Raw genomic sequence first — 25,851 nt, forward strand, 5'->3', positions numbered from 1 at the left:
GAGCCATAGTGCCGTCTTCATTAAGAATTTCAACAATAACGGCAGCAGGCTCGAGACCTGCCAAACGCGCTAAATCACAGCCAGCTTCCGTATGTCCTGCACGAGTCAATACCCCACCATTTTGAGAGGCTAAAGGAAAAATATGACCTGGCTGCACAAGATCAGAAGCGTTAGCATCCTTCGCAACGGCCGCTTTAATAGTAACAGCACGATCAGCAGCAGAAATACCAGTGGTCACTCCTTTAGCTGCTTCAATAGAAACAGTGAAATTAGTCGTGTATTGAGCGTTGTTATGTTGAACCATGGGTGGCAAACCTAAATGCTCACAACGTTCTTTTTCCATAGTCAAACAAATTAAACCACGACCATGCATAGCCATAAAATTTATTGCCTGTGGAGTAATAAGCTCCGCTGCCATAACCAGATCACCTTCATTTTCACGGTCCTCATCATCCATTATGATAACCATTTCCCCTAGACGAATATCTTCAATAATTTCTTGTGGCGTACTTATCAACATTGCGCGCTCCTATGAATATTTTCTCAGCTATTAACTGCCTAAGCGGTAAGCACTACACTCAAGAAAGCCATTTCACTACAAAAAACATGGTAGGTCTCGATATTTAGGATATCATTGTTCGTGCCTACTTGAAAAAAATCGATATAGCACGCAACATACTAGAAGCTCAATTTTACCTGACATCAGACATTACAAACCAAAATTAACAGTTAAAGGAATGCCCTTTCCCCATATCGCAGCAAAGATATATCTACTCATTCTCTTTAAATCTTAGTAAACATACTTAGCTTTCTTCCTGCTTAACAACTCCTTTTGACTCAACAGTTGTGATAATACGGATATCACAACCTATTTGTCGAACATCTTTAATTTTTAGTTCAAGAACATCAGCCATATCTCCTAAACCTAACGCCCCAAATAGTCCTCGACCATCACTTCCAATGATTTTGGGAGCTAAATAAAACACTAACTCATCAACCAAACCTGATTTAATTAATGAACTTGCAAGTGTTTCTCCTGCTTCAATCCAAAGATAATTAATATGATACTGCTCTGCAAGCGACATAAAAACTTTAGACAAATCAAGTTGGTTATTGAAATTAACAGGAGCATTAATTTTTTCTTGCTTCGAATCTACAATAAGCAATGAGCCAAGACTTTTAAATAACTGCAGTCCATCATGTAATCGTCCCGATCTATCTAAAATAATACGAATCGGTTGACGAACTTGTGATTGAGGATAGCGAATTTGAAGTGATTTAGGGAAGTCCTGCCAACGAACGCTAAGCGACGCATTGTCCTCGACAACAGTTTTTCCAGTCGATAAAATCGCATCAGATTTAGCACGAAAAACTTGCACATCTTGACGGGCCTGCAGAGAAGTGATCCACTGACTTTTTCCATTAGACAAGGCCGTCCTTCCATCCAAACTAGCTGCCATTTTAAGCTGAACAAAGGGCATTCCTTTCTTCATTCGCTTGATGAAACCAGGATTAAGTGCCTCAGCATCAGACTGAAACAAACCAACTTCAACTTCAATACCTGCATCTTGAAGCATACGTATACCCCGTCCAGAAACCTTTGGGTTTGGGTCTTCCATTGCACATATGACTTTTAAGACTCTAGCGTTAATAAGCCCTTCAGCACACGGTGGCATCCGTCCATAATGCGCACAGGGTTCTAGAGTAACATAAACTGTTGCACCAACAGAACACGCACCAGCCATTCGTAACGCGTTAACTTCAGCGTGAAACTGACCAGCACGATAGTGAAAACCTTCTCCAACGATCCGATCATTGTTTGTAATAACACAACCAACATTAGGATTAGGAGAAGTGGTATAAACACCAGCTCTCGCCAATTCAATGGCCCTCAACATCATTTGGCGATCTCTAGAAGAAAACTTTTCCATCAGGATATCTGAACTTAATTTTCTAGATTAGCAATTTCTTCGTTAAATTCACAAGTATCATCAAAACTCCGATAAACCGCAGCAAAACGAACATGGGCCACCTCATCTAAGTTCTTTCAGTTTTTCCATAGCTCAGTTAAAACAACACACTTTCCTAATGGCACATCACAAACTATTTATTTCTCGTTAAATAACTTTTGATTCCCATTTAATTACTCTCGTCATAACTGGCTTAGTCGCTACTCAAAAGTAGTAAACCGAGCAGCACATGTCAAACATAGACGTTTGCGACACTCCCATGAGCAACTAAACTCAAAGCCAATAAATTGAACGCCTCGTACATAGATCTAAGACAATGTACCATAATACCCTCTACATAATAACTCTAAAACTTTTCCAAAAAAACTAAAACAAAAAGCCAAGCAGATCTTTATCATCAACTTCGTACCAAGTAATCACCTCTCCCAACCCATTTGTAACTAACTAATCCTTCCAGTCCGATAGGACCGCGAGCATGGAGCTTCTGTGTAGAAACCGCTACTTCTGCTCCTAAACCGAACTGAGAGCCATCAGTAAACCGAGTCGACGCATTCACGTATACGGAGGCTGAATCTACAGAATTAACAAATCGTTCTGAACTTTCAAAATTATTAGTCATTATTGCATCAGAATGACTCGCATTATGTGTACGCATATGCTTGATTGCTTCCCCTACATCGCCTACGACCTTAACACTCAACGTACAACCTAACCATTCTGTATCAAAGTCACCTTCATTTGCATCACGTAATCTTCTTGCACAACCCAGCATAGATTTCGCTTTTGGTTCAGCAACCAATAAAACTTTATCATTTAAACATTCTGCAAGGTTAGTAAGGAAACTACTTGCAACTTTTTCGTGAACTAATAGAGTATCTAACGCATTACATGCTGATGGACGTTGCAATTTTGCATTTTCAACCACGATCAATGCTTTATCTAGATCAGCGCTTTCATCAACAAAGATATGGCTAATGCCGAATCCTCCGAGAATCACTGGAATAGTGCTATCTTCTTTGCACATTCGATGAAGTTTTAAACCACCACGTGGAATAATAATATCTATATACTCATCGAGCTTCAGAAGTTGAGATACCAAGGCGCGATCAGGACTGCCTATATATTGTATAGATTTTTCCGGTAACTTTGCCTTCTTTAAAGCAGACTGAATGACCTTCACCAATTCCATATTTGAGAAAAAGGTCTCCTTCCCTCCGCGTAAAACACTTGCGTTACCTGTTTTCAAACAAAGAGCTGCAACATCAATTGTCACATTTGGGCGAGCCTCGTAAATTACGCCGATAACACCGATCGGAACTTGACGACGAGACAAAAACATACCATTCTTGAGTACCTTTCGATCAATTTCTTTTCCAATTGGATCATCAAAATTTACTATATCATGAAGGTACTTAACCATATCTTGCAAACGCTCAGAATTAAGCAATAAACGATCTAATAGAACATCTGTCAACCCTAAATTACAAGCAAATTGAACGTCCTTTTTATTAGCAGATAAAATCCTTTCAACATTGCTTTCTAATTCATGAGCAATAACAGTAATTGCTTGATTTTTTTGTTTGGTCGAAGCAGTCGCTAAACTAAAAGAGGCATCTTTAGCCGCTTTTCCAACACTAATTAAGTTCACAATAATATTCCTTAAATCAATATAAAATCATCCTGATTTATCAACTCCGAACCATAGTTATAACCTAAAACCGAAGTAATCTCTCTGCTATGTCTACCAACAATATTTAATAAATCTTTACTTGAATAGCTTGCAATGCCTAAGGCAACTGAACGACCTGCTAAATTACTCACACGAATAATTCCTCCACGATTAAATTCACCTTTTACTTCAACTACACTCTCCGCTAACAAACCACTTTCCTTGCGTATTAAAGCATTAACAACTTCATCATTAACAAGAATCTCGCCCGAAACTACTGGATTAGATAAAAGAACACGTTTGTGACTTTCCATTTCCAATGCTTCTTCAGAAGGCAAAAAACGCGTACCTTGTGGTTTACCACTCAATGAATCAATGATGACATCACGCGTGCTACCTGATGCAATAATAACTTCAATACCCGATCTACATGCAATATCGGCAGCATGTAACTTAGTCACCATACCACCTGTACCTAATTTTGTGCTACTATCACCTGCTGTTTTTCGTAAAGTATCGTCAATAGTTTTCACTTCTTTAATCAATTGGGCATTTGGGTCTTTACGTGGATCAGAACTGAATAACCCTATTTGATCAGTTAATAACAACAGCTTGTCAGCACCACATAAGATACTTACTAGTGCAGACAAGTTATCATTATCACCAACTTTAATTTCATTTGTCGCTACTGCATCATTTTCATTAACAACGGGAATAATATTGTTATCAATTAACGCATGAATAGTATCACGAGCATTCAAGAAACGTTCTCGATCATCTAAATCAGATTGTGTTAGTAACACTTGACCAATCTTTAAACCGTAAATAGCAAACAAGGATTCCCAAATTTGAATCAATTGACTTTGTCCAACTGCTGCAAGTAATTGCTTACTTGAGATTACATTTGGCAATTTTGGATAACCCAGATGCTCCCGACCAGCTGCAATTGAACCAGAGGAAACAATTACTACTACATGACCTTGTTTTTTTAATTCTGTACACTGACGAACAAGCTCAACCATATGGGCACGATCTAACGCCAAAGTGCCACTTGTCAGTACACTAGTTCCAAGTTTCACAACTACTGTAGTTGAATTTTTCTTTGTTTTTCGTTGATTTGTTATCATTTTATGGTTTCTAAAAAATGAAAAAAATTAGACAAACTTTACTGATTCCTCATGCAGCTCAACATTCATCTCAAAGCGATTACGGACAGTGCTTACAAGCTTATCATGAAAGTCACTTTGTGTTCGATTAACTTCTGAAAGTGCATTTTGAGGAATAGCCTCAACTTTCCAGTCTCCCGAGATATCGTACCTCCCCGTATGATACCTAGCCTGAAAACTTTTTTCTAAATGTTCAAGCTCGAGCCACCATCCCCAGAATTCTCGTTTTTCAGGTGATCTACTATCATCAACGCAAGCTGATAAGCAATCAAGAATATAACTGCCTTTATTCGATTTTGACTCTCGCAAATACGGTCCTATTTCTCTCAAAGTACTCAGCAAACGATAATGGGTTGGCTTTTGAGTCATTTCTGACATACTAACTCTCCAATTTTCAACGTGATAAATCAAAATTATAACTATGTTTTACAATGCCTAAAATTGCACAACTAATGAAAATGAAAAAGAGGCCATAAATATGCATCCTACTCTTACTTTATTGAAAAAAACAGTTCCACCATGAAATTTGTTAAAATAGGTTATTAGGATCATTTTCCTTAAAAAAAATCACATTTACAACTTTATTATAGCTGGTTGAAACGCATATCGATCGTCAATATGGCTTCATCACACTTTACAAAAATTAATTATATATAGAATTAACAATTAAACGCCAAAAGATAGAATTTAAAATTATCAATTTGTCCTTCAAGAATTCATGAAACATGCAAACTTCAGATACTTAATCTTCGACAAGTGCTAAACTAACTAAAAATTTCTTCTTTTAAAGTACATTTTCTGCAAAAAATACTCAAGATTTTCTAAGTTATGCCGCTAACTGAATTAAATTTAGGAAATCATCTGTTTTTCAAAAAGAATCGATTGGAGAGATACTATGGCAGTAAGTGTGAACACAAACGTATCGGCGATGACCGCACAGCGTTACCTGAATAGCGCTGATAGTGCTCAAAAAACATCAATGGAACGTTTATCTTCTGGCTTTAAAATCAATAGTGCCAAAGATGATGCAGCAGGTCTTCAAATTTCAAATCGTTTAAATGTTCAGAGTCGTGGATTGGATGTTGCTGTTCGTAATGCGAATGATGGTATTTCTATTGCACAAATCGCTGAAGGAGCAATGAAAGAGACAACCAATATTTTACAACGTATGCGTGATTTGTCTCTGCAATCAGCTAATGGTTCAAACTCTAAATCTGAACGCATTGCTATCCAGCAAGAAGTCAAATCGCTCAATGATGAGTTAAATCGTATCGCTGAAACAACATCTTTTGCTGGCAACAAACTATTAAATGGCACGTTTTCTACTAAATCCTTTCAAATCGGTGCAAACAACGGTGAAGCGATCATGTTAAGTCTTAATAATATGCGCAGCGACAATAGTGAAATGGGTGGTACTAGCTACCAAGCTGCAAATAGTAAAGACAAAGATTGGTTCGTTCAAGCTGATGCGAATAGTTTATTTATTATCCTGAAAAACAAAGCAGGGGAAGAACAAACTATTAATATTGAGGCTAAGGTTGGCGATGATATTGAGGAACTGGCTACTTATATTAATGGTCAAACAGATATGATCAAAGCATCTGTAAATGAAAATGGACAATTGCAAGTGTTCGCTAGTAGTGATAAAGTGAAAGGGGAGGTTTCTTTTCGTGGTACTCTTGCTCGTGAATTTAATATGCAAGAAGGGACAAGAGTAGCTGTTAATATGATTGATGTTACATCAGTTGGTGGTGCGCAAGAGTCTATTAGTATCATTGATGCTGCACTACAGTATGTAGATAGCCATCGTGCAGAACTAGGAGCTTTTCAAAATCGATTGGATCACGCGATCAACAATTTGGAAAGTATCAATGAAAATGTGAATACTTCTAAAAGTCGACTTAAAGACACTGATTTCGCTAAAGAAACAACTGCGTTAACTAAATCTCAAATCTTGTCTCAAGCTTCAAGTTCTATCCTTGCACAAGCAAAACAAGCACCAACTACAGCTTTAAGCTTACTTGGTTGATGTTTTCAGAATACAGAAAAATCCAGCTATAGCTGGATTTTTTTGTATTCTTAATTATTATCATGCAACTCACTATTCAGTCTAACTGAAGACTTATGCGTGAAGCATTCAATTTGACCTGTCAAAGAATTGCGACGGAATAATAAATCAGACACGCCTGAAAGTTCAGATGCTTTAACTATTTTTACCTCCTGATCTAAAGAATCAAATAAAAATACCTTAGAGCTAGCTGTTACATATAAACCAGACTCAATAATACAGCGATCTCCTAGCGAGAAACCAAGACCCGAATTTGCCCCTAATAACGATTGTTTTCCAACAGAAATAACAACTTTACCTCCACCTGAAAGCGTTCCCATAATGGATGCTCCCCCACCAATATCTGAACCTTCATTAACCACAACACCTGCAGAAATACGTCCTTCAACCATATTAGATCCAATAGCACCCGCGTTAAAATTAATAAAGCCCTCATGCATAACTGTTGTACCTTCACCTACATAAGCACCTAAACGAACGCGTGAGGCATCCGCAATACGCACTCTATGAGGAACAACATAATCAACCATTTTAGGAAATTTATCTACGCAACCTACGCTTAGTACTTTACCTTCTAATCGAGCCTCAATCTGTCGATCAAGCAACTCTGGAAGATCAATTGGACCTTCATTCGTCCATGCAATATTATGCAGCAAACTCCAAATTCCATCTAATACAATACCATGAGGCTTAACTAAACGATTAGAAATTAACTGCAATTTTAAAAAAACTTCAGCTACTGACTTAGGTTTTTTATCCGTCTCTAAAATAACAAGCACAAGAGACTTCTTAGACATCACAGCCTTTCTTGCAAACTTAGCACTTAAATCTTCTCCCTCAACGTCAAAAACTTCTGCAAGTTGAGAACTTTGCAAGGAAGATATTTTAATTACTTGATTACCTCCTTTATAATCGGCTATTTTCTTAATCGAGTTCACTAACATATCGCTCGGATGAAGAATTGGGTCTGGAAAAAACGCTTCAATAATTTTCCCATCACGATTTTTGGTGGCTGTACCAAACGCTAGTGAAAAACAAACCATGCTAAATATTCTCCTACTACTGTCAAAAACGATTTATTCCTACTCATTTTTACCACATGAATACAAAGAGAACAACGAGACCCGGAACAAAACCCGGGCCTTATAAAACTATATATACCTTTAATGGTCAGATTGATCCAATTCACTAAAAACACTGGAATAATGAGCTTAGCAAACCACTTCTACTTACTTAAATCTTCAACATGTTTGGACAGAAATTCCGCAACTCCTTTTTTAGATGCATCCATACCTACCTTACCTTCTTTCCATTGTGCTGGACAAACCTCACCATTTTCTTCATGGAAATTTAAAGCATCAACCATACGTAACATTTCATCAATGTTACGTCCAATAGGCAAATCATTCACGACCTGATGGCGCACCACTCCACCAGCATCAATTAAAAAAGAAGCACGGAAAGCTACACCTACATCTAAGCACTCAATATTGTATGCTTTACAAATTTCATGCTTAATATCAGCAACTAGTGGATATTTAACTTCACCAATACCTCCATCTTTAATAGCGGTATTACGCCATGCGCTATGAGAAAATTGAGAATCAATAGAAACACCAATTATCTCAACACCTTTCTTTTGGAAATCATTGAAACGTTTGTCAAAAGCAATAAGCTCCGATGGACAAACAAAAGTAAAATCTAGTGGATAAAAGAAAACAACTGCCTTCTTATCCCTAGTAAATTCTGAAAAATTGAAACTATCAACAATCTCACCACTACCTAAAACCGCCGCTGCAGAAAAATCAGGGGCTTTACGACCTACCAATACCATCTTTTACTCCTAAATTACTAATATCAATTCCGCTTTAGCACGGGAAACCGGCTACCGTTATTACAGTATTATGAAAAACAACAACGAATCGTGTATAAACAGACAATAATAAAACCAACTACTCAAAAACATTGTCAGAATACGATCCTATGTGTTAGCGTATCCGAATCAATCTTTGCTTGGAAATTTATGATTCATAATTCGAATAAATTTCACGTTTTTAACCAAAAAACCGAATAAAAATCAAAATACACTCATATATGTTTAGGTTGCTGATTTGACCCTACTAAACCCTGAGTAACATTTTTCAAAAATAACATTAATTTACTTTAAATAGCATTGCCTTGTTCAATATCTCTATTCTGAATAGTTTAATGTTATACTTTAGGCTGCTGCTCGAGGAAGAAACAATGATCATTGTAACCGGTGGTGCTGGTATGATTGGAAGTAATATTATTAAAGCACTCAATAAACAAAACATTAGCAACATTTTAGTTGTAGATAATCTAGAAAATGGTATTAAAATCAACAATTTAGTTGATCTTAATATAAGCGATTACATGGATCGTAATGATTTCCTAGTACACATTATATCCAACAAGGACTGGAAAAAACCTATTGATGCTATTTTTCATCAAGGGGCTTGTTCCATGACTACAGAATGGGATGGTAAATATATGATGCTGAATAACTATGAGTACTCAAAAAAAGTACTCCATTACTGTTTAGATCACAAAATCCCATTCCTTTATGCATCATCAGCTGCAGTTTATGGCAAAACCAAAAATTTTTCTGAAGAAAAACAATACGAAGGCGCACTTAACGTTTATGGGTACTCAAAACAACAATTTGACAACTACGTACGTAGAGTATGGCAAAATGCTGAAGAAGAGCTATCACAAATAACTGGTCTCCGCTATTTTAACGTTTACGGACCTCGCGAACAACACAAGGGTCCTATGGCTTCGGTTGCCTTTCATTTGAATAAGCAAATAAATGCAGGAAAAATCCCAAAATTGTTTGAAGGCAGCAAAACATTTCAAAGGGACTTCATCTACGTGGATGATGTGGCCGAAGTAAACCTATGGTTTATGAAAAACAAAACCTCTGGTATTTTTAATTTAGGGACAGGCAACGCAGAATCATTTCAGACAGTAGCAGACTTAATTATTAAATGTAATGGTAAAAATAAACGGATAGAAACAATTCCTTTCCCTAAACACCTAAAAAACTCTTATCAAAAATTTACTCAAGCAAATTTAACTAAACTGCGTGCCGCAGGTTGCCATCACGATTTCAAAACAATTGAAGAAGGAATAAAAGAATATATGAGAGTAATCAACTAAAAACTTGAAATTACTAATGAAAAATAAACTTATCTCTTAAGTACTAACTAAATGCTCTCTTTGTATTCCTAATCTCAATGCTAATGTTGATGCTACATAAACTGAAGAATACGTGCCAATAATAATACCCAAAAAAAGAGCAGTAGCAAAACCATGGAGAATTGCCCCACCCTGTACAAAAAGTGCTATAACCACAAACAACGTGGTAGTAGAAGTGATTAAAGTTCGACTGAGTGTTCGAGTTATTGAATCATTAATGATATCAACAGATTTACTTGTATTCATCCTTCGGTAATTTTCTCGAATTCTATCAAAAACAACAACTGTATCATTCAGTGAATATCCCACAACCGTCAGTAAGGCGGCAACAATTGTCAGATCAACTTCAATTTGCATAATTGAGAAAACGCCAAGCGTAACAATCAAGTCATGCAGTAACGCCACTACAGCACCTACAGCTAAACGCCATTCAAAACGAATTGACACATAAATTAAAATGCACACTAGCGAAGCAAGAATCGCAAATCCGCCCGCTTCTGACAATTCAGCGCCCACACTTGGTCCAATAAATTCGATACGATGCGCTTTAGCGTTTTTATCGACCCCATCCTTAATTATGTCAAGAATTTGTCTTCCTAACGCTTGGTCAACTATACCATCCTGTGAACGTAAACGAACTACTATGTTACGTGAAGAGCCAAAATTCTGCACAACTGCGTCGACAAAACCACTTTTATCAAGTGAAGCACGAATTTTCTCTAAATTGACTCGGTTTTCGAATTCAATTTCAATGAGTACACCACCAGTGAAATCTAAGCCCAAATTTAACCATCGAGTTGAGATAATAAAAGTACACACAAAAATAATCAAAATAGAAAAAAAGGACGCAACCTTTGACCAACGCATAAAATCTATCGTATTTTCTACCTTCAATATTTGAAACATATCAATTCATTGCCCTTATATAGAAAGTCTATGCATACGTTTTCTACTATAAAGCAAATTGACGACACAACGCGTACCAATAATAGATGTAAACATTGAGGTCAAAAGACCAATAGATAGAGTTACTGCAAAACCTTTTATAGCACCAGTACCAACTACAAATAAAATAACTGCAGCAATTAATGAAGTAATATTGGCGTCGACAATAGTACCAAAGGCATTTAAATAACCACGATGAATAGCTTGCTGAGGGTTATAGCCCTCAAACAGCTCTTCGCGAATCCTCTCAAATATAAGTACATTAGCATCGATTGCCATACCAATGGTTAATACAATACCTGCAATACCAGGTAAAGTCATAGTTGCTCCAGGCAATATTGACATTATACCAATAATTAATATTAAATTAACTATCAATGCAACATTTGCGATAAGACCAAATTGACGATAGTAAACTAGTGTGAATAACATTACTGACATCATACCCCAAATACACGCCATAACACCCATATCGATGTTTTTTTCTCCCATCGATGGACCAATAGTACGTTCTTGAACAATTGAGATGGGAGCAATTAGAGTACCTGCACGAAGCAACAAGGCAAGATTCTGTGCTTCTAAAATAGAACTGATACCAGTAATACGAAAGTTACGACCTAAAACTGATTGAACGATAGCCTGATTAATGACTTCCTCGTTCTTAATCAAAGCATTTTTTTCAGAAGTATCCTGCCTGTATTCAATAAAAACAGTCGCTATTTTTCTACCAATATTTCGGCGAGAGAAGGCTAACATTTTACTACCACCTTTTTGATTTAACGAAATGTTAACTTGCGGACGCCCATACTCATCAAAACTAGAAGTTGCATCAGTAATACTCGAACCATCTAAAATTACACGTTTTTTTAGCGCAACAGGGTACCCATAACGATCCTGCCTAATATCGCTACCCAAAGGAACACTAGCCCTAGGATTAGAAACCAAGTTAGTTTGTTCATCTACCTCACGAAATTCAAGAGTAGCCGTAGCTCCTAAAATTTCCTTAGCATGTGCTATATTTTGAAGACCAGGTAACTCAACAACGATACGATTCACACCTTGACGATAAACTAAAGGTTCTGCAACACCAAGTTCATTAACGCGCTTACGTAAAATTATAATGTTTTGCTTAACAGCATAATTACGGATTTCCTCTAAACGGGATTCTGAAAAAGTAGAAGTTAACTTTAAATTACGACCAATATTTGATTCAATAAAACTCATATCAGGATATTTAAATTTAAGTAATTGCTTCACTTGAATTAGTTGTTTGTTATTCCGTAGCAAAACCTCTATAGAGTTACTACTCAAAAAAGAACGAACAGCACGATAATGAATCTTCTTTTTGCGTAGCTCAACACGTAATTCTTCCACTCGATGAGCAACAAATTTCCCCACTACGTCGTTCATATCCACTTCCAGAAGGAAATGGACACCACCACGTAAATCGAGACCGAGTTTCATCGGTTTCGCGCCTATCACCTCTAACCACTTTGGTGCAGCAGATGCAAAACTTAAAGCAATGATTTTATCTTTATCAAGAACTTCCTTAATAATATCTTGTGCATTGATTTGAGAATCAGTATCGTTAAAAAAACGAATGAGGATTATTCCATTCTGTAAAACAGCAGACTTATAGGAAATATTCTCCTTATGCAGAGCTGAAATAATAGAGTCTAAAGTTGAAGCATCCAATGAGGCACCACGTGTGCCTTTAACTTGAATAGCGGGATCTTCACCATAAACGTTCGGCAATGCATACAAAGCAGCGGTAGCAATAATCAAAATTACTGCTAAGTACTTCCATAGCGGATAACCATTTAACAAAAGAAAGAACCTCTTTCATCTACAAAGATTTAATTGTACCTTTGGGTAGCACTGCAGTAACAAAGTCTTTCTTAATAATAACTTCATTGTTCTTATTTAGTTCTATCAATATACAATCATTATTCTTTGATATTCTTGTTATCTTTCCGACCAGACCGCCACTTGTAAGGACTTCATCACCCTTGAGCATTGAAGACATAAGAATTTTACGCTCCTTTATACGCTTGGCTTGTGGCCGATATATCATTAAATAGAAAACCACAGCAAACACACCTAGTATAATTAACATTTCGAAACCACCGCTAGTTGGTGTATTTTTATCTGCTGCGTAAGCTTGAAAAATAAACATTGAAACGCCGCCACCCTGTAAATCAAATAAGCCAACTATTGGGGATAGAATTTAACATTTTCAAGACTTAATCTTATTGATTTGAGAGAATCATCAAAAAAAATAAAAAAATCTACTCTTTGAGAAACTCACGCAATAATATAAATCACTCTAAATTTAGCCTAATGGCGGCACTGCTTTATTTCGACAAGTGTAAAATTTCTTTACAAACAGTTCGAAGCAATTTTCTCTAATTGCTGTTCGAATGCTTTGCATCAAGCGCTGATAGTAACGTAAATTGTGAATCGTATTCAAACGAACACCTAGAATTTCATTACAGCGATCTAGATGATGTAAATATGATTTAGAGTAATTTTGGCAAGTATAGCAATCGCAATGCGAATCAAGTTGTGTTGTATCTGTTTTGTGCTGCGCGTTACGAATTTTAATTACACAATCAGTGATAAATAGGTTCCCATTACGTGCATTACGTGTTGGCATTACACAATCAAACATATCAACACCACGACGAACACCTTCAACTAAATCTTCTGGCTTACCTACACCCATCAAATAACGTGGTTTGTCTTCCGGTAATTGATGACATGTGTGTTTTAAAATGCTGTACATGTCTTTTTTGGATTCACCAACAGCAAGACCTCCAATAGCATATCCATCAAAACCAATCTCTATTAAGCCTTTTACTGAAGCATCACGCAAATCTTTATACATGCTACCTTGAACGATTCCAAACAGAGAATTTACGTTCCCTAATTTATCAAAATGTTCACGAGAACGTTCTGCCCAACGTAAAGACATCTGCATTGATTTATTTGCTTCATTATAAGCGGCTGGATATGATGTACATTCATCGAAAACCATTACTATATCAGAACCTAAATCTTTTTGAATCTCCATAGATTTTTCTGCAGTCATGAAAACCTTATCTCCGTTTACCGGATTGCAGAAACGCACACCCTCTTCAGATACTTTGCAAGTTGCACCTAAACTAAAAACTTGGAAACCGCCTGAATCGGTCAAGATAGGATGGTGCCAATTCATAAAATTATGCAGGTCACCGTGCATTTTTACTACTTCTTCACCAGGACGGAGCCATAAATGAAAAGTATTAGCGAGAAGCATTGCAGCACCAGTACTTTTTACTTCATCTGGTGTTATCCCCCGCACTGTACCATAGGTACCGACAGGCATAAACGCTGGGGTTTTGACTACACCACGTTCAAATACCAACTGACCACAGCGTGCACCATCATTCTTTTTCCTAAGTTCATATTTGAACTTCATAATTCCTCTTCTAAGATTCTGTTAAAAACATCATTTAATCTTTGTTAAGAAAAACACATACTGTGTGCATTAATGGAAACAGAAAATCTGCCCAAAAACACTTTAAATTCCCATGCTATAGTGAACGAATTCCCTTACTACTTACTATTTAATATTAATAGCAAGGCCAATTAAGTCATTGACTATGAATTTACTGCTACTGGATATATAACTGTAAACTTATCCATGACGATAGGAAAAAATCAATGGAAAATATTTTAGCATGGCATGATGTAATCGGCATTGAAAAACAACAAGGTTATTTTAAGAAAATAATGAGATTCATCGCAAATGAACAACATGCTGGCAGAATAATTTATCCACAAAACCAAGATATATTTAATGCGTTTCGTTTCACAAAATTTAATGAAGTAAAAGTAGTAATTCTTGGACAAGATCCATACCATAAACCAAGACAAGCACACGGACTGTGCTTTTCTGTTCCTCCAGGAGAAAAAATACCACCATCATTGATGAATATATACAAAGAACTTTCGCAGGATGTTAGTCATTTTAAAACCCCTACCCATGGTTTTTTACAGAGTTGGGCTGAAAAAGGAGTATTGTTGCTGAATACAGTTCTAACTGTGGAACGAAATAAAGCGTATTCTCATTCAAAGATCGGTTGGGAGAAATTCACAGATAAAGTAATGGAAGCTTTAAATCAAAATACTAAAGGCATTATTTTTTTACTATGGGGTTCGCATGCTCAAAAGAAAGGGCGTCTCATTGATTCCAATAAGCACCACATTCTTGCAGCACCCCATCCATCACCACTTTCCGCCCATAGAGGTTTTTTTGGATGCCGACATTTTTCTCAGACTAACAGACTACTTATCCAGCAAGGGAAGCAACCTATTGACTGGAATCTCTAAATACTTAATATTTTCGTTATGATACCATTTAACGACCGATTTTTTTTAAAGTAAAAAAATCAATTCATTTTACACCATAAGTATGTAAGTAACTGATTCAGTTCTTTTTTTAGTTGAAACTCACACTGTTTCCAACCAGATAAATGAAACTGCTCTACACACTCTTTCCATGATTTTTGTTGTATAACCTTAGCTAAAACAAGACAACTAACATGAATAAAATCTCTTGCTGATAAGCTATTAATCAGCTTCTTTATCTGAAAAGCAACAGCATCAAAATTGCTTCCCCCTTTTATGTAAATGTCAATTAAAGCATTTAATTTTAAATACCTTGTAGGTGATAAACTAGAAGAAGTTGTTGTAGACAATAAAATACGAACTATCTCAGGTTCTAGAGTTTTTAACGTACAGCTGAGTAGATAATCAAGATTTTGTTTAAAAAAAACCTGCGCCTTCTCTAACCATGCTAATGAGTTCGATTTGATCATGATAAGCGAGTGACAACCGCTCGCCTGATCTCTTTTTGAGCCAATACTAATAGGAAAAAATTTATTTGCCAGCCAAAAGTCCACAAATTCTTGCGTAGCACCAAAACTTGTCGAAATGTAATCAACATCATCGATTTGCTCATCCAACATGTCAATCATCTTACTACCTACACCAAGCCTCCTATACTTAGGATGAACTACGATACGCATAATACGTAAACTTATCGAATAAGCAGCCTCAACAATACCCATATTTTTTACAATAACCGAAGGTACTAATTGTCCTTTTAAACGAGAGCCTCCCTCTTGAATTTTCTTGACTGTACTAGGTTTTAAGCCTCCTTCTTCGACAACTACCATACAACCAATACATTCATCCTTGAAGAGCATCACGTATATATGAAAGCTATTATCTTTTAGTAACAAAAAAAAGTCATTAGGAGAAATTTGATAATGACAATAAAATAACAAAGCAAAGCAATCTTCTAAACGCTTTAATTGCCGTACTAGCATGCTTTTATCAAGTTTATACAAGTGTAATAAGTCTAATCGAAATGTTTTACTAGGGGAAATAATCGGCTCTGCTAGATTCAATAAAAACGTTTGGTATTGCCATTTTTCCAATTGATCATCTCGTTGCCATCTAATTGGTCTGTCTAAATGTAAATGATCGGTTCCAGAACGATTCTCTCTAAGCCATGTTACAAACTTTAAAGCAAACCCTCTACCTGAACCTTCGTAACCATGAACAGTACTAGCAAAGACAATGCGATGATAACACTCAACCATATTTTTTAACATTGGAATAGGAATCGCTGCAGCTTCATCGACTATTAAAAGATCACATTTAATATTGCCACATAATAATTTATCTGGAGCGATAAAAGAAAGTAACGAATCCTGATGACTGAGAACATACTTAGTTTTTTGACTACCTTTAAGTTTTCTGCAAGCATGTCGAAAAACAGATTCTACAGCATGAACCGACGGCGCAGTCACCACAATACGAACTGTTTGAGAATGCATCAATTGAGCTGCAGCTATTCCTAGCGCGCTACTTTTCCCTCTACCTCTGTTTGCAGTCAAAACAAAAGGACACTTTTTACGACTTTTGATTAAATGTACGATCTTATCGACAGCAGCAGATTGTTCTTTATAAGGAGAGAATACAACTGCAACTTTTGATGTAATATGAGGCAATGCAGGGAGAGGGCTGCCCTGAGATAGAGTGATTAACTTATTTAAACTTTGTCGCAACCATATCGCATCTGCAGTATTAGACATTAAGACTCCTGGTAAAATAAACAACAACCCACCACCAACTAAGGTGCCTAAAACAGAATTGAAGCTATTTGCATCAAAGCCTTGAGAAAAATCGCATACTAAAACTTGACACTCTCTTCCTAATAATTCCTGACCTTTATTAAAATTGGCGTAATATGCTTGCAAAAATGGTTCTCCTCCTAGTTGAAACACTGTTGCTTGTTTATAGCACTTTATAGCAATTTCTACGCAAGAAATACTCCAAAGTCGATCTCCTCGAAGAACGAGACCAAACCTATGCATCAAAAAGGAAGCTTGAATTTTCAGATCTGAAAGATAATTATTTAGTTTAATCATAGAAAATAAAGCTTAAATTAGAATTTAAAGTAATTTATCAGCAGTTCAAAAAACAGTAATAAAGCAGCGGAAAACGGTCAAGAGTTATAGTTATACGTATATTTTACTTACTTTGCTTTGTCTTTGTTTTAAGTGTATGTAATTGACCGATAGTCACCCGATCATTTCCAGCATAGTCTTTTTCCGTTAGGACTTTCTGATAGCCCAATGAAACTAATATTTTCCTCACTGCTTGACCTTGATCATGAGCATGCTCAAGCATTAACCAACCAAAATTCTCTAAATAAAATCTACTGTGCACAGCAATATATTTGATATCGGCTAATCCCTCTTCTTTCGCTACTAACGCACTCATAGGTTCAAAACGTACATCTCCCTGTAATAAATGAGAGTCATTTTCTTTCATATAAGGAGGATTTGAGACAATTAATGAAAACTTTTCGTTGTCATCAATTGGTTGGAACCAACTACCCACAAAAAAATTTACATTCAAAATATTCAAGCGACGAGCATTTTCAACAGCTAACACCTGAGCCTGTAATTCTACATCTACACCAATTACTCTTCTTCTACACATTTCAGAAGCTAAACTAAGCGCGATTGCACCAGTGCCTGTACCCAAATCTAGAATAGATCCATTTTGTTTATAAGTTCTACGTAACGCAACTTCAACCAAACGTTCGGTATCAGGACGAGGAATTAACGTCGATTCTGAAACCTTAAGTGATAACGACCAAAATTCCCATTCACCAATAATATAAGCTATTGGCTCACCATTTAAACGCCTAGTCAACATCTCGCTAAAATGTTCAAACTGAATTCGTGTGAGTAATCTCTCCGGCCAAGTCACAAGATAAGAACGAGTTTTCTCTAAAGTATGGCATAGCAAAATCTCAGCATCCAGACGAGGAGAACCGCTACCACTATCTTTGAGTTTCTCTGAAGAAATTTTCAATATAGACCCGATATCAGATAAAACGAGCATTATCCTATTTTGCTATCTGAGAGTAAAGAAAGTCGCTCGGCTTGATGCTCTTGAATGACTGGCTCAATTAAGATTTCTAAATCCCCCTCCATTACTTCTATTAACCGATACAAAGTCAAGTTAATACGATGATCCGATACACGACCCTGCGGATAATTGTACGTACGAATACGATCGCTTCGATCACCAGAACCTAATAAATTACGACGAGTATTCGATACCTCCTCGGCACGTTTTACCTCTTCCATTCGAATCATACGCGCGGCTAACACCGACATAGCTTTCGCTTTATTTTTATGTTGCGATCGCTCATCTTGACATTCAACGACTATACCTGTTGGCAAATGAGTAACACGAATAGCAGAGTCAGTAGTGTTTACATGTTGACCACCCGCACCAGATGCACGAAAAGTATCAATCTTTAGATCACCCGTTTTAATTTCTGGAAAATCTTCCACTGGAATCTCTGGCATGATTGCAACAGTACAAGCAGAAGTATGTATGCGACCTTGAGATTCTGTTTCTGGAATACGCTGAACACGATGACCACCGGATTCAAACTTCATTGTTCCATAAACCCTATAACCACTTATCTTTGCGATGACTTCTTTATAGCCTCCTTTTTCTGATTCGCTGCAATTTATCACTTCTACACGCCAACCCTTCCTCTCGGAAAATTTCGAGTACATACGAAAAAGATTACCAGCGAAAATACCGGATTCATCGCCACCTGAACCTGCGCGAATCTCCAAAAAACAATTATATTTATCATTAGGATCTTTTGGTAACAACAAAATGTGGAGCTGACTGCTTAAGCGCTGGATTAGCACCTTTGTCTTTTTTATTTCTTCCTTAACCATCTCACGTATTTCTACATCATCTTCTCTGTTCTCCATCTCTTGGAGACTAGAAAAATTCTCTTGAGCTTGCTGATACTCTTGAAAACATCGACTTATTTCCTCTAATCGAGAATATTCTTTTGAGAGAATTCGAAACCTATTTTGATTGCTAATGACACTAGGATCACTAAGCAAATACTGAATTTCTTTGTAACGTTCGAGAAGCATTTCAAGCTTTGTTAAGATAGACGCTTTCATATTGAATTAAAAAATCTAAAGCACTTCATACTAAGTTATCATCTGCAACAAGGGTCTTCAAGACCTAAGCTTTGCCTAATTACTGTTAAATTAGCAGGTTTACCCTGTTCTGCAGCATCTTGCAACGCGCGAGTTGGAGCGTGAATAAGCTTATTAGTCAACTTGTTACTAAACTCTAACAACACTGTCTCAGGATCACTACCAGCGGCGAGAGATTGCAAACTCTTCTTCAGCAATTCTTTACGAATATCATTTGAAAATTTCCGATACTCCCTTATACTATCCACAGCTTTTAGCGACCTCATCCAAGCCATAAATGAAGTACTTTCTTCGTTAACTATTTCCTCAGCTTGAATTGCCTCAATTTTTCGTTGTTCAATATTATTATTGACTATCAATCGTAAATCGTCAACCGAATAGAGATATGCATCACTGAGATCTCCTACTTGAGATTCAATATCTCTTGGAACAGCAATGTCAACTAATAACATTGGTTGATATTTTCTAACTTTTAGAGCTGTCTCCACCATACCTTTTCCAAATATAGGTAAAGGACTCGCGGTAGAACTGACAACAATATCAGCCCTAATTAAATATTCTGGGATTTCAGATAAACTAATTATTTGAGCTCCAAACTGATTTGAAAAACTCAGGGCGCGTTCACGTGTTCTATTGGCAACAATCATCTTTTGACAACCGTTTTCGGACAAGTATTTCGCAACAAGATCAATGGTATCTCCAGCTCCGACCAATAAAACTGTAGAGTTAACTAACGATGCAAAAATATGCTTAGCTAAAGCGCAGGCTGCATATGCAACAGATACTGCATTACAACCTATTTCAGTTTCAGTACGCACTCGTTTCGCAACAGAAAAAGCTTTTTGAAAAAGTTTCTCGATCGATGAGTCAACTGACTTATATTTACGCGCATAAAAATAAGCTTGTTTTACTTGACCTAAAATTTGCGCTTCACCTAACACTAAGGAGTCCAAACCACAAGATACTCGCATTAGATGTCTAATTGTAGCTTCTTCTTCATAAACATAGATACTAGATTTAAATTCTTCCGGACTAACTCTATGAAACCGAAATAACCAATCAATAATTTTTCTCTTGCTGCCATCGATAGCTTTAACATCACAATAAATTTCCGTTCGATTACAAGTAGATAGAATAACACTACCATTAACATAAGAATTTCCATTAAGTTGTTTTAACGCTTCTGACAACTTGTCAGGACAAAAAAACACTTTTTCACGTAATTCAACGGAAGCTGTATTATGATTGATTCCAATGGCAAACAAAGACATGTAATGTAGATTCTCTGAGCAACAAAACAGGAACAAATTATTTCTAATAATCGCGAAATTTTTCTCGATAGTCTCTTTATTTTTAAAGACTCAATATCACCTAATTTCTCTGAGTTCGTGATATTAATGATATAGTAAGCACTGATTTTTGGTAAACTCATACAAACCAACGAGGAAGCATGATTAATTTCAGCCAACTTTTCTCTCCAACAATCTTGCTTATTTTTCTGGTTGGCTGTGAATCCACCTCTAGCAATCAGGCTAGCATTCAATGGGAAAATCATCAACAAAAATTGGCTAATATTCAAAATTATCAAGCTATTGGAAAAATTCGATATATCTCCATACGAGAAAAAAAATCACTTAATTTTCAATGGGAACATACTTCTAAAAGTAGCAACCTGAGATTGACAAATCTTTTTGGTCAAACAGTATTAAATCTATACATTTCCTCAGAAGGTGTCAGAATTATAACCCGCGATTATCAAACAGTCATAGACTCAAACGCAATACTGTCAATGCAAAAAATTATTGGACTAACCATGCCAGTAATGCAGATGCAAGATTGGATATTAGGAAAACCAAATAATTCTGACGCTTACCAACTTAATAAAAATTACATTCTTGTGTCATTATCTAAACAGATTCATAAACAACTTTGGAAACTTGAGTACCTTGCTTATCAAAATGTAATTTTTGACCGCACAACGCTACCACTACCAAAAGAAATCAAACTTCAGCATGATAATACTAAATTTCATCTCATTATTTCAAAATGGACATTTAATTGATGTTTTTTCAAACAACTTGCTGGCCATCTCCAGCTAAACTAAATCTATTTCTTAATATTATCGGTAGAAAAGATGATGGCTATCACGATCTGCAGACATTATTTCAATTTTTGGATTACAGTGATCAGATCATAATTACAGCAAACCAAACTGGCAAAATAACGCTATCACCTAAATTTGCTAAACTGAAAATAAAAGATAATTTGATTTGGAAAGCAGCAAAAATATTGCAGAAACATTCTAATCATACTCTCGGAGCTGATATTAAACTAAATAAAATTCTTCCAATTGGAGGTGGTCTTGGTGGTGGTTCATCAAACGCTGCAACTACATTAGTGGCACTCAACCTACTATGGAACCTAGGCTTAAGTGATAACCAACTTGCTGATATTGGTCTAACCTTAGGCGCTGATGTACCAGTATTTGTTCGAGGGTTTGCAGCTTTTGCAGAAGGTGTTGGTGAAAAACTTTTTCCAACAAGTCCAGAAGAAAAATGGTATTTAGTTGTTAAACCAAATGTGAGTATATCAACCACAAATATATTTTCTCATCCAAATTTAACTCGAAATACAAAAAAACAGGAAATCACAACACTTTTACAGAAAAAATATACAAACGATTGCGAAAAAATTGTACGAATACTACATTCTGAGGTTGATAGACAACTTCTATGGTTGTTACAATATGCACCGTTTAGATTAACTGGAACTGGATCTTGTCTTTTTTCTGAGTTCACCGAAGAAAAAGAAGCAAAAATCCTTCTCAAACGGCTATTGTCTAGTAGCAGCGTCTCAGCGTTTGTCGCTCAAGGACGCAACGTTTCGCCGCTGAAAGAGACTTCAGCTAAATACCAATCGGTCTTAACTGACAAATGAGACAATTCTGAGGTCTACTACTGTGCCTGATATGAAGCTATTTTCTGGTAATGCAACACCCAAATTAGCTCAGCGTATTGCTGACTGCCTATACATTTCTCTTGGCGACGCAACGGTTGATCGTTTTTCTGACGGTGAAGTTGCTGTACAAATTAACGAAAACGTTCGTGGTAGTGATGTCTTTCTAATACAATCCACTTGTGCTCCCACTAACGATAATTTAATCGAATTAGTAGTAATGATTGATGCAATGCGTCGCGCTTCCGCAGGTCGCATCACAGCAGTAATTCCATATTTTGGCTATGCCCGTCAAGATCGTCGCGTACGTTCAGCACGCGTCCCAATTACTGCAAAGGTAGTCGCAGATTTTTTATCGAATGTTGGAGTAGACAGCGTTTTAACCATCGATCTGCACGCCGAACAAATTCAAGGATTTTTTGATGTACCTGTAGACAATATTTTCGGCACTCCTGTACTGCTTGAAGATATGCAAAGTCGTGGTTTACAAAACCCGGTTGTAGTTTCACCAGACCTAGGTGGTGTTGTCCGTGCTCGAGCTACGGCTAAAGCATTAGGAGATGTTGATATCGCCATCGTTGATAAGCGTCGCCCTCGCGCTAATGTTTCTGAGATTATGAATCTTATTGGTGAAGTTAAAAACCGTGACTGCGTAATCGTTGATGACATGATAGACACAGGTGGTACACTATGCAAAGCTGCGGAAGCATTAAAAGAGCGCGAAGCCAAACGTGTATTTGCTTATTCAACGCATGCCGTATTTTCCGGTACAGCGCCTAATAACATAAACAATTCAGCACTAGATCAAGTTATTGTTACTGATTCTATCCCTCTTTCTAAAGAAATGACTGCAACAGGAAAAGTGATAACACTAAGTTTATCTCGCATGCTAGCCGAAGCAATCCGCCGTATCAGCAATGAGGAGTCTATTTCTGCAATGTTTAACCGTAATCGATAGCCGACTCTTGCAAAAATCTGCTAGAATTTTCATTCTCTCTACCATTTCAAATTTGAGGATGGAAATACTTGAATCAATTTAAGCTCTTGGTCGGATTAGGAAATCCTGGTTCTAAGTATGACAAAACGAGACATAACATTGGGTCGTTAGTGATAAAAAAACTAGCATATACGCATAATATAACTCTAAAAAATAGAACAAAATTTTTTGGATTAACTGAATGTATTATAATCAACAATGCGAAAGTACATCTGTTGATCCCAACTACGTTTATGAATTCGTCAGGTAACGCTGTCATGAAATTAATAAAATTTTATCAAATTAAAACAGAAGAGATTCTGATTATCCATGACGAACTTGATTTTCAACTAGGCACTGCAAAATTCAAGAAAGGTGGTGGTCATGGTGGTCATAATGGTTTACGCGATATCATTAGCAAATTGGATAACAAAGAATTTTATCGATTAAGAATTGGTATCGGACGCCCTCAACACAAAAACAAGGTTTCAGATTACGTTTTGGCTGAATTACCTATTAATGAACAACAATGTTTAAGAGAAATTTTAGATCAATCAGTACACAGCATCAATATTTTACTAAAAAACGGCCTAAGCAAAGCACAAAATCACTTGCATACATTCAGATCTGAAACAAATTATTAAGGTTGCTATAATGGGTTTTAAATGTGGTATAATTGGGCTCCCTAATGTTGGTAAATCAACTTTATTTAATGCATTAACTAAAGCTGGCATAGAAGCCGCCAACTTTCCGTTTTGCACTATTGAACCAAATATTGGTATAGTTCCTGTACCAGATTTTCGTCTACATACGTTAGGAAAAATTGTTCATCCCAGAAAAATACTCCCAGCAACAATAAAATTTGTTGATGTTGCTGGCCTTGTTGCCGGTGCATCTCAAGGGGCAGGTCTTGGTAGTAAATTTTTAGCTAATATTCGTGAAACCGATGCAATTGGTCAAGTTATCCGTTGCTTCGAAGACGAAGATATCATTCATATTTCTGGTAAAATTTCTCCTATAGAAGATATTGAAACTATTAATCTTGAGCTTGCTTTATCCGATCTTGACTCTTGTCATCGTGCAATTCAACGTAACTTCAAAAAAGCGCAATCTGGGGATAAGATCGCAAAAATTGAATTAAGCGTATTAGAAAAATTGTTACCTATTTTGAATGAAGGCGGAACGGTGCGTTCGGCAAATTTAGCAAAAGAGGAATATGCTGCTATCAATTATTTGAACTTTCTAACATTAAAACCAACCATGTATATCGCTAATGTCAATGAGAATGGTTTTCTAAATAACCCATATTTAGATGAAGTCCTAGAATATGCAAAGAGGGAAAACAACATTGTCATTCCAATCTGTGCCACTCTTGAATCAGAAATCTCTGAACTAGAAAATGTAGATCGTAAAGATTTCCTCGAAGATATAGGTATTAAGGAACCAGGACTTAACCGAGTAATTCGTTCTGGATATAATCTTCTAAATCTACATACCTATTTTACAGCCGGTGAAAAAGAGGTACGTGCTTGGACTATACCTGTAGGTACAACAGCATCCAAATCGGCTAGAAAAATCCATACCGACCTGGAGAGTGGTTTCATTCGTGCAGAAATTATTAGCTACAAAGATTTCATAGAATACAAGGGAAAAAACGCTGCAAAACATGCAGGGAAGTGGCGTCTTGAAGGTAAAGAGTATATCATGAACGATGGAGATGTAGTTCACTTTCGCTTTAATATATAGGCACAGATGTCTAGAATTAACATCACAACAATTGATCCTAACCTCAAACCTTTCCAATTAAGTATCAATTTACTTATTTTTTTTCAAAAAACTATTGACGGTTATAGCACAACTACTCATAATTCATTCCGTTCTTGATAAGAAATAAAGGATTAAGAAATAGAGATTCTTTAAATAGTAACATGTAAATTTTAGAACAAGGTCAAAAATATATTGTTTAAAATGTTCTAGTGATGCTTACAGTGGTATCATGTGTCCCCTAACTCCGAAGAAGGGGCTACTTAGCTCAGTTGGTCAGAGCACATCACTCATAATGATGGAGTCGCAGGTTCAAATCCCGCAGTAGCCACCATACAGCTTACTTGACATGTAGTGCGGAAGTGGCGGAATTGGTAGACGCACCAGATTTAGGTTCTGGCGCTGTGAGGTGTGAGAGTTCAAATCTCTCCTTCCGCACCATTTTTTGATTGACGTTGGGCTATCGCCAAGCGGTAAGGCACCGGCTTTTGATGCCGGCATTCCCTGGTTCGAATC

Annotated in this window: 23 protein-coding genes, 2 tRNA genes and 1 pseudogene; 10 read left to right on the top strand and 16 right to left on the bottom strand. The window is 36.6% G+C overall.

The window, feature by feature from the left end; translation table 11 throughout:
- The 6 genes and pseudogenes from ribB to crl form a co-directional block, all read right to left on the bottom strand.
- Window positions 1–520: 3,4-dihydroxy-2-butanone-4-phosphate synthase (ribB, locus tag CF67_RS00480; protein WP_034413005.1), on the bottom strand; the 520-nt coding region annotated here is incomplete at its 3' end.
- A 283-nt stretch (window positions 521–803) separates the two neighbouring features.
- Complete coding sequence (ribD, locus tag CF67_RS00485; protein ID WP_034413006.1) at window positions 804–1,931, bottom strand: bifunctional diaminohydroxyphosphoribosylaminopyrimidine deaminase/5-amino-6-(5-phosphoribosylamino)uracil reductase RibD; 1,128 nt, start codon at window positions 1,929–1,931, stop codon at window positions 804–806.
- Between the two features lie 14 nt (window positions 1,932–1,945).
- Window positions 1,946–2,047: pseudogene (locus CF67_RS05150) on the bottom strand (transcriptional regulator NrdR); the annotation flags it as partial.
- A gap of 320 nt (window positions 2,048–2,367) precedes the next feature.
- Window positions 2,368–3,618, bottom strand: coding sequence for a glutamate-5-semialdehyde dehydrogenase (locus CF67_RS00490; RefSeq protein WP_034413008.1), 1,251 nt, complete (start codon window positions 3,616–3,618; stop codon window positions 2,368–2,370).
- A gap of 11 nt (window positions 3,619–3,629) precedes the next feature.
- Window positions 3,630–4,766 (bottom strand): glutamate 5-kinase, encoded by a 1,137-nt coding sequence (proB, locus tag CF67_RS00495; RefSeq protein ID WP_034413010.1) that lies wholly within the window; start codon window positions 4,764–4,766, stop codon window positions 3,630–3,632.
- Between the two features lie 27 nt (window positions 4,767–4,793).
- A complete protein-coding gene (crl, locus tag CF67_RS00500) occupies window positions 4,794–5,183 on the bottom strand; it encodes a sigma factor-binding protein Crl (protein WP_034413012.1) in 390 nt (129 codons plus the stop codon).
- A 517-nt stretch (window positions 5,184–5,700) separates the two neighbouring features.
- Between crl and CF67_RS00505 the strand changes: the two genes are divergently transcribed.
- Entirely contained in the window at window positions 5,701–6,834 is a 1,134-nt protein-coding gene (locus CF67_RS00505; RefSeq protein ID WP_034413014.1) for a flagellin, read from the top strand.
- A 50-nt stretch (window positions 6,835–6,884) separates the two neighbouring features.
- On the opposite strand, the gene dapD is transcribed toward CF67_RS00505, so the two are convergent.
- Together dapD and CF67_RS00515 are read right to left on the bottom strand one after the other, a co-directional pair.
- A complete protein-coding gene (gene dapD / locus CF67_RS00510) occupies window positions 6,885–7,916 on the bottom strand; it encodes a 2,3,4,5-tetrahydropyridine-2,6-dicarboxylate N-succinyltransferase (protein WP_034413016.1) in 1,032 nt (343 codons plus the stop codon).
- Window positions 7,917–8,098: 182 nt separating this feature from the next.
- Entirely contained in the window at window positions 8,099–8,707 is a 609-nt protein-coding gene (locus CF67_RS00515; RefSeq protein ID WP_034413019.1) for a peroxiredoxin C, read from the bottom strand.
- Between the two features lie 410 nt (window positions 8,708–9,117).
- On the opposite strand from CF67_RS00515, the gene rfaD reads away from it, so the two are divergent.
- Window positions 9,118–10,053, top strand: a complete 936-nt coding sequence (gene rfaD, locus CF67_RS00520) for an ADP-glyceromanno-heptose 6-epimerase (protein WP_034413021.1) — start codon at window positions 9,118–9,120, stop codon at window positions 10,051–10,053.
- A 36-nt stretch (window positions 10,054–10,089) separates the two neighbouring features.
- On the opposite strand, the gene secF is transcribed toward rfaD, so the two are convergent.
- From secF to tgt, 4 genes are all read right to left on the bottom strand, one after another.
- On the bottom strand, window positions 10,090–10,998 hold the full coding sequence (secF, locus tag CF67_RS00525; protein WP_052538007.1) for a protein translocase subunit SecF: 909 nt from the start codon (window positions 10,996–10,998) through the stop codon (window positions 10,090–10,092).
- Window positions 10,999–11,013: 15 nt separating this feature from the next.
- On the bottom strand, window positions 11,014–12,864 hold the full coding sequence (gene secD / locus CF67_RS00530; protein ID WP_034413022.1) for a protein translocase subunit SecD: 1,851 nt from the start codon (window positions 12,862–12,864) through the stop codon (window positions 11,014–11,016).
- Window positions 12,865–12,883: 19 nt separating this feature from the next.
- The gene (yajC, locus tag CF67_RS00535; protein ID WP_034413024.1) at window positions 12,884–13,213 is read right to left on the bottom strand and encodes a preprotein translocase subunit YajC; all 330 of its coding nucleotides are present in this window, start codon (window positions 13,211–13,213) and stop codon (window positions 12,884–12,886) included.
- Between the two features lie 156 nt (window positions 13,214–13,369).
- Window positions 13,370–14,497 carry a tRNA guanosine(34) transglycosylase Tgt gene (tgt, locus tag CF67_RS00540; RefSeq protein WP_034413026.1) on the bottom strand — a complete coding sequence of 376 codons (1,128 nt, stop codon included), beginning with the start codon at window positions 14,495–14,497 and terminating at the stop codon, window positions 13,370–13,372.
- A 245-nt stretch (window positions 14,498–14,742) separates the two neighbouring features.
- On the opposite strand from tgt, the gene ung reads away from it, so the two are divergent.
- On the top strand, window positions 14,743–15,411 hold the full coding sequence (gene ung, locus CF67_RS00545; RefSeq protein WP_034413028.1) for a uracil-DNA glycosylase: 669 nt from the start codon (window positions 14,743–14,745) through the stop codon (window positions 15,409–15,411).
- Window positions 15,412–15,470: 59 nt separating this feature from the next.
- Here ung and CF67_RS00550 read toward each other — a convergent pair whose 3' ends face one another.
- The 4 genes from CF67_RS00550 to hemA form a co-directional block, all read right to left on the bottom strand.
- The gene (locus tag CF67_RS00550) at window positions 15,471–17,519 is read right to left on the bottom strand and encodes a tRNA(Met) cytidine acetyltransferase TmcA domain-containing protein (protein ID WP_034413029.1); all 2,049 of its coding nucleotides are present in this window, start codon (window positions 17,517–17,519) and stop codon (window positions 15,471–15,473) included.
- A 103-nt stretch (window positions 17,520–17,622) separates the two neighbouring features.
- Window positions 17,623–18,504 carry a peptide chain release factor N(5)-glutamine methyltransferase gene (gene prmC / locus CF67_RS00555; RefSeq protein ID WP_034413031.1) on the bottom strand — a complete coding sequence of 294 codons (882 nt, stop codon included), beginning with the start codon at window positions 18,502–18,504 and terminating at the stop codon, window positions 17,623–17,625.
- Complete coding sequence (gene prfA / locus CF67_RS00560; RefSeq protein WP_034413033.1) at window positions 18,504–19,601, bottom strand: peptide chain release factor 1; 1,098 nt, start codon at window positions 19,599–19,601, stop codon at window positions 18,504–18,506. The genes prmC and prfA overlap by 1 nt, the downstream gene beginning before the upstream one ends.
- A gap of 38 nt (window positions 19,602–19,639) precedes the next feature.
- On the bottom strand, window positions 19,640–20,911 hold the full coding sequence (gene hemA, locus CF67_RS00565) for a glutamyl-tRNA reductase (RefSeq protein ID WP_034413035.1): 1,272 nt from the start codon (window positions 20,909–20,911) through the stop codon (window positions 19,640–19,642).
- Between the two features lie 179 nt (window positions 20,912–21,090).
- Here hemA and lolB point away from each other — a divergent pair, with 179 nt between their 5' ends.
- The 7 genes from lolB to CF67_RS00600 all read left to right on the top strand — a co-directional run bounded on the left by lolB (window position 21,091) and on the right by CF67_RS00600 (window position 25,776).
- Window positions 21,091–21,702 (top strand): lipoprotein insertase outer membrane protein LolB, encoded by a 612-nt coding sequence (gene lolB, locus CF67_RS00570; RefSeq protein ID WP_034413037.1) that lies wholly within the window; start codon window positions 21,091–21,093, stop codon window positions 21,700–21,702.
- Window positions 21,702–22,577 (top strand): 4-(cytidine 5'-diphospho)-2-C-methyl-D-erythritol kinase, encoded by an 876-nt coding sequence (ispE, locus tag CF67_RS00575; RefSeq protein WP_034413039.1) that lies wholly within the window; start codon window positions 21,702–21,704, stop codon window positions 22,575–22,577. The genes lolB and ispE overlap by 1 nt, the downstream gene beginning before the upstream one ends.
- A 22-nt stretch (window positions 22,578–22,599) precedes the next feature.
- Window positions 22,600–23,553 carry a ribose-phosphate pyrophosphokinase gene (locus CF67_RS00580; protein ID WP_034413041.1) on the top strand — a complete coding sequence of 318 codons (954 nt, stop codon included), beginning with the start codon at window positions 22,600–22,602 and terminating at the stop codon, window positions 23,551–23,553.
- 68 nt (window positions 23,554–23,621) lie between these two features.
- Complete coding sequence (pth, locus tag CF67_RS00585) at window positions 23,622–24,215, top strand: aminoacyl-tRNA hydrolase (protein WP_034413043.1); 594 nt, start codon at window positions 23,622–23,624, stop codon at window positions 24,213–24,215.
- 10 nt (window positions 24,216–24,225) lie between these two features.
- Entirely contained in the window at window positions 24,226–25,317 is a 1,092-nt protein-coding gene (gene ychF, locus CF67_RS00590; RefSeq protein ID WP_034413044.1) for a redox-regulated ATPase YchF, read from the top strand.
- A 275-nt stretch (window positions 25,318–25,592) separates the two neighbouring features.
- A tRNA-Met gene (locus CF67_RS00595) sits at window positions 25,593–25,669 on the top strand.
- Between the two features lie 22 nt (window positions 25,670–25,691).
- A tRNA-Leu gene (locus tag CF67_RS00600) sits at window positions 25,692–25,776 on the top strand.
- Window positions 25,777–25,851 lie beyond the last annotated feature (75 nt).

The organism is Candidatus Photodesmus blepharonis (assembly GCF_000731795.2).
GTDB classification, from domain to species: domain Bacteria; phylum Pseudomonadota; class Gammaproteobacteria; order Enterobacterales; family Vibrionaceae; genus Vibrio; species Vibrio blepharonis.

Bases quoted from the DNA above. Each gene is read 5' to 3' on its own strand.
- ribD (WP_034413006.1), bottom strand. From the start codon at position 1,931: ATGGAAAAGTTTTCTTCTAGAGATCGCCAAATGATGTTGAGGGCCATT.
- proB (WP_034413010.1), bottom strand. From the start codon at position 4,766: ATGATAACAAATCAACGAAAAACAAAGAAAAATTCAACTACAGTAGTT.
- crl (WP_034413012.1), bottom strand. From the start codon at position 5,183: ATGTCAGAAATGACTCAAAAGCCAACCCATTATCGTTTGCTGAGTACT.
- CF67_RS00505 (WP_034413014.1), top strand. From the start codon at position 5,701: ATGGCAGTAAGTGTGAACACAAACGTATCGGCGATGACCGCACAGCGT.
- dapD (WP_034413016.1), bottom strand. From the start codon at position 7,916: ATGGTTTGTTTTTCACTAGCGTTTGGTACAGCCACCAAAAATCGTGAT.
- CF67_RS00515 (WP_034413019.1), bottom strand. From the start codon at position 8,707: ATGGTATTGGTAGGTCGTAAAGCCCCTGATTTTTCTGCAGCGGCGGTT.
- rfaD (WP_034413021.1), top strand. From the start codon at position 9,118: ATGATCATTGTAACCGGTGGTGCTGGTATGATTGGAAGTAATATTATT.
- secF (WP_052538007.1), bottom strand. From the start codon at position 10,998: ATGTTTCAAATATTGAAGGTAGAAAATACGATAGATTTTATGCGTTGG.
- yajC (WP_034413024.1), bottom strand. From the start codon at position 13,213: ATGTTTATTTTTCAAGCTTACGCAGCAGATAAAAATACACCAACTAGC.
- tgt (WP_034413026.1), bottom strand. From the start codon at position 14,497: ATGAAGTTCAAATATGAACTTAGGAAAAAGAATGATGGTGCACGCTGT.
- ung (WP_034413028.1), top strand. From the start codon at position 14,743: ATGGAAAATATTTTAGCATGGCATGATGTAATCGGCATTGAAAAACAA.
- CF67_RS00550 (WP_034413029.1), bottom strand. From the start codon at position 17,519: ATGATTAAACTAAATAATTATCTTTCAGATCTGAAAATTCAAGCTTCC.
- prmC (WP_034413031.1), bottom strand. From the start codon at position 18,504: ATGCTCGTTTTATCTGATATCGGGTCTATATTGAAAATTTCTTCAGAG.
- prfA (WP_034413033.1), bottom strand. From the start codon at position 19,601: ATGAAAGCGTCTATCTTAACAAAGCTTGAAATGCTTCTCGAACGTTAC.
- hemA (WP_034413035.1), bottom strand. From the start codon at position 20,911: ATGTCTTTGTTTGCCATTGGAATCAATCATAATACAGCTTCCGTTGAA.
- lolB (WP_034413037.1), top strand. From the start codon at position 21,091: ATGATTAATTTCAGCCAACTTTTCTCTCCAACAATCTTGCTTATTTTT.
- ispE (WP_034413039.1), top strand. From the start codon at position 21,702: ATGTTTTTTCAAACAACTTGCTGGCCATCTCCAGCTAAACTAAATCTA.
- ychF (WP_034413044.1), top strand. From the start codon at position 24,226: ATGGGTTTTAAATGTGGTATAATTGGGCTCCCTAATGTTGGTAAATCA.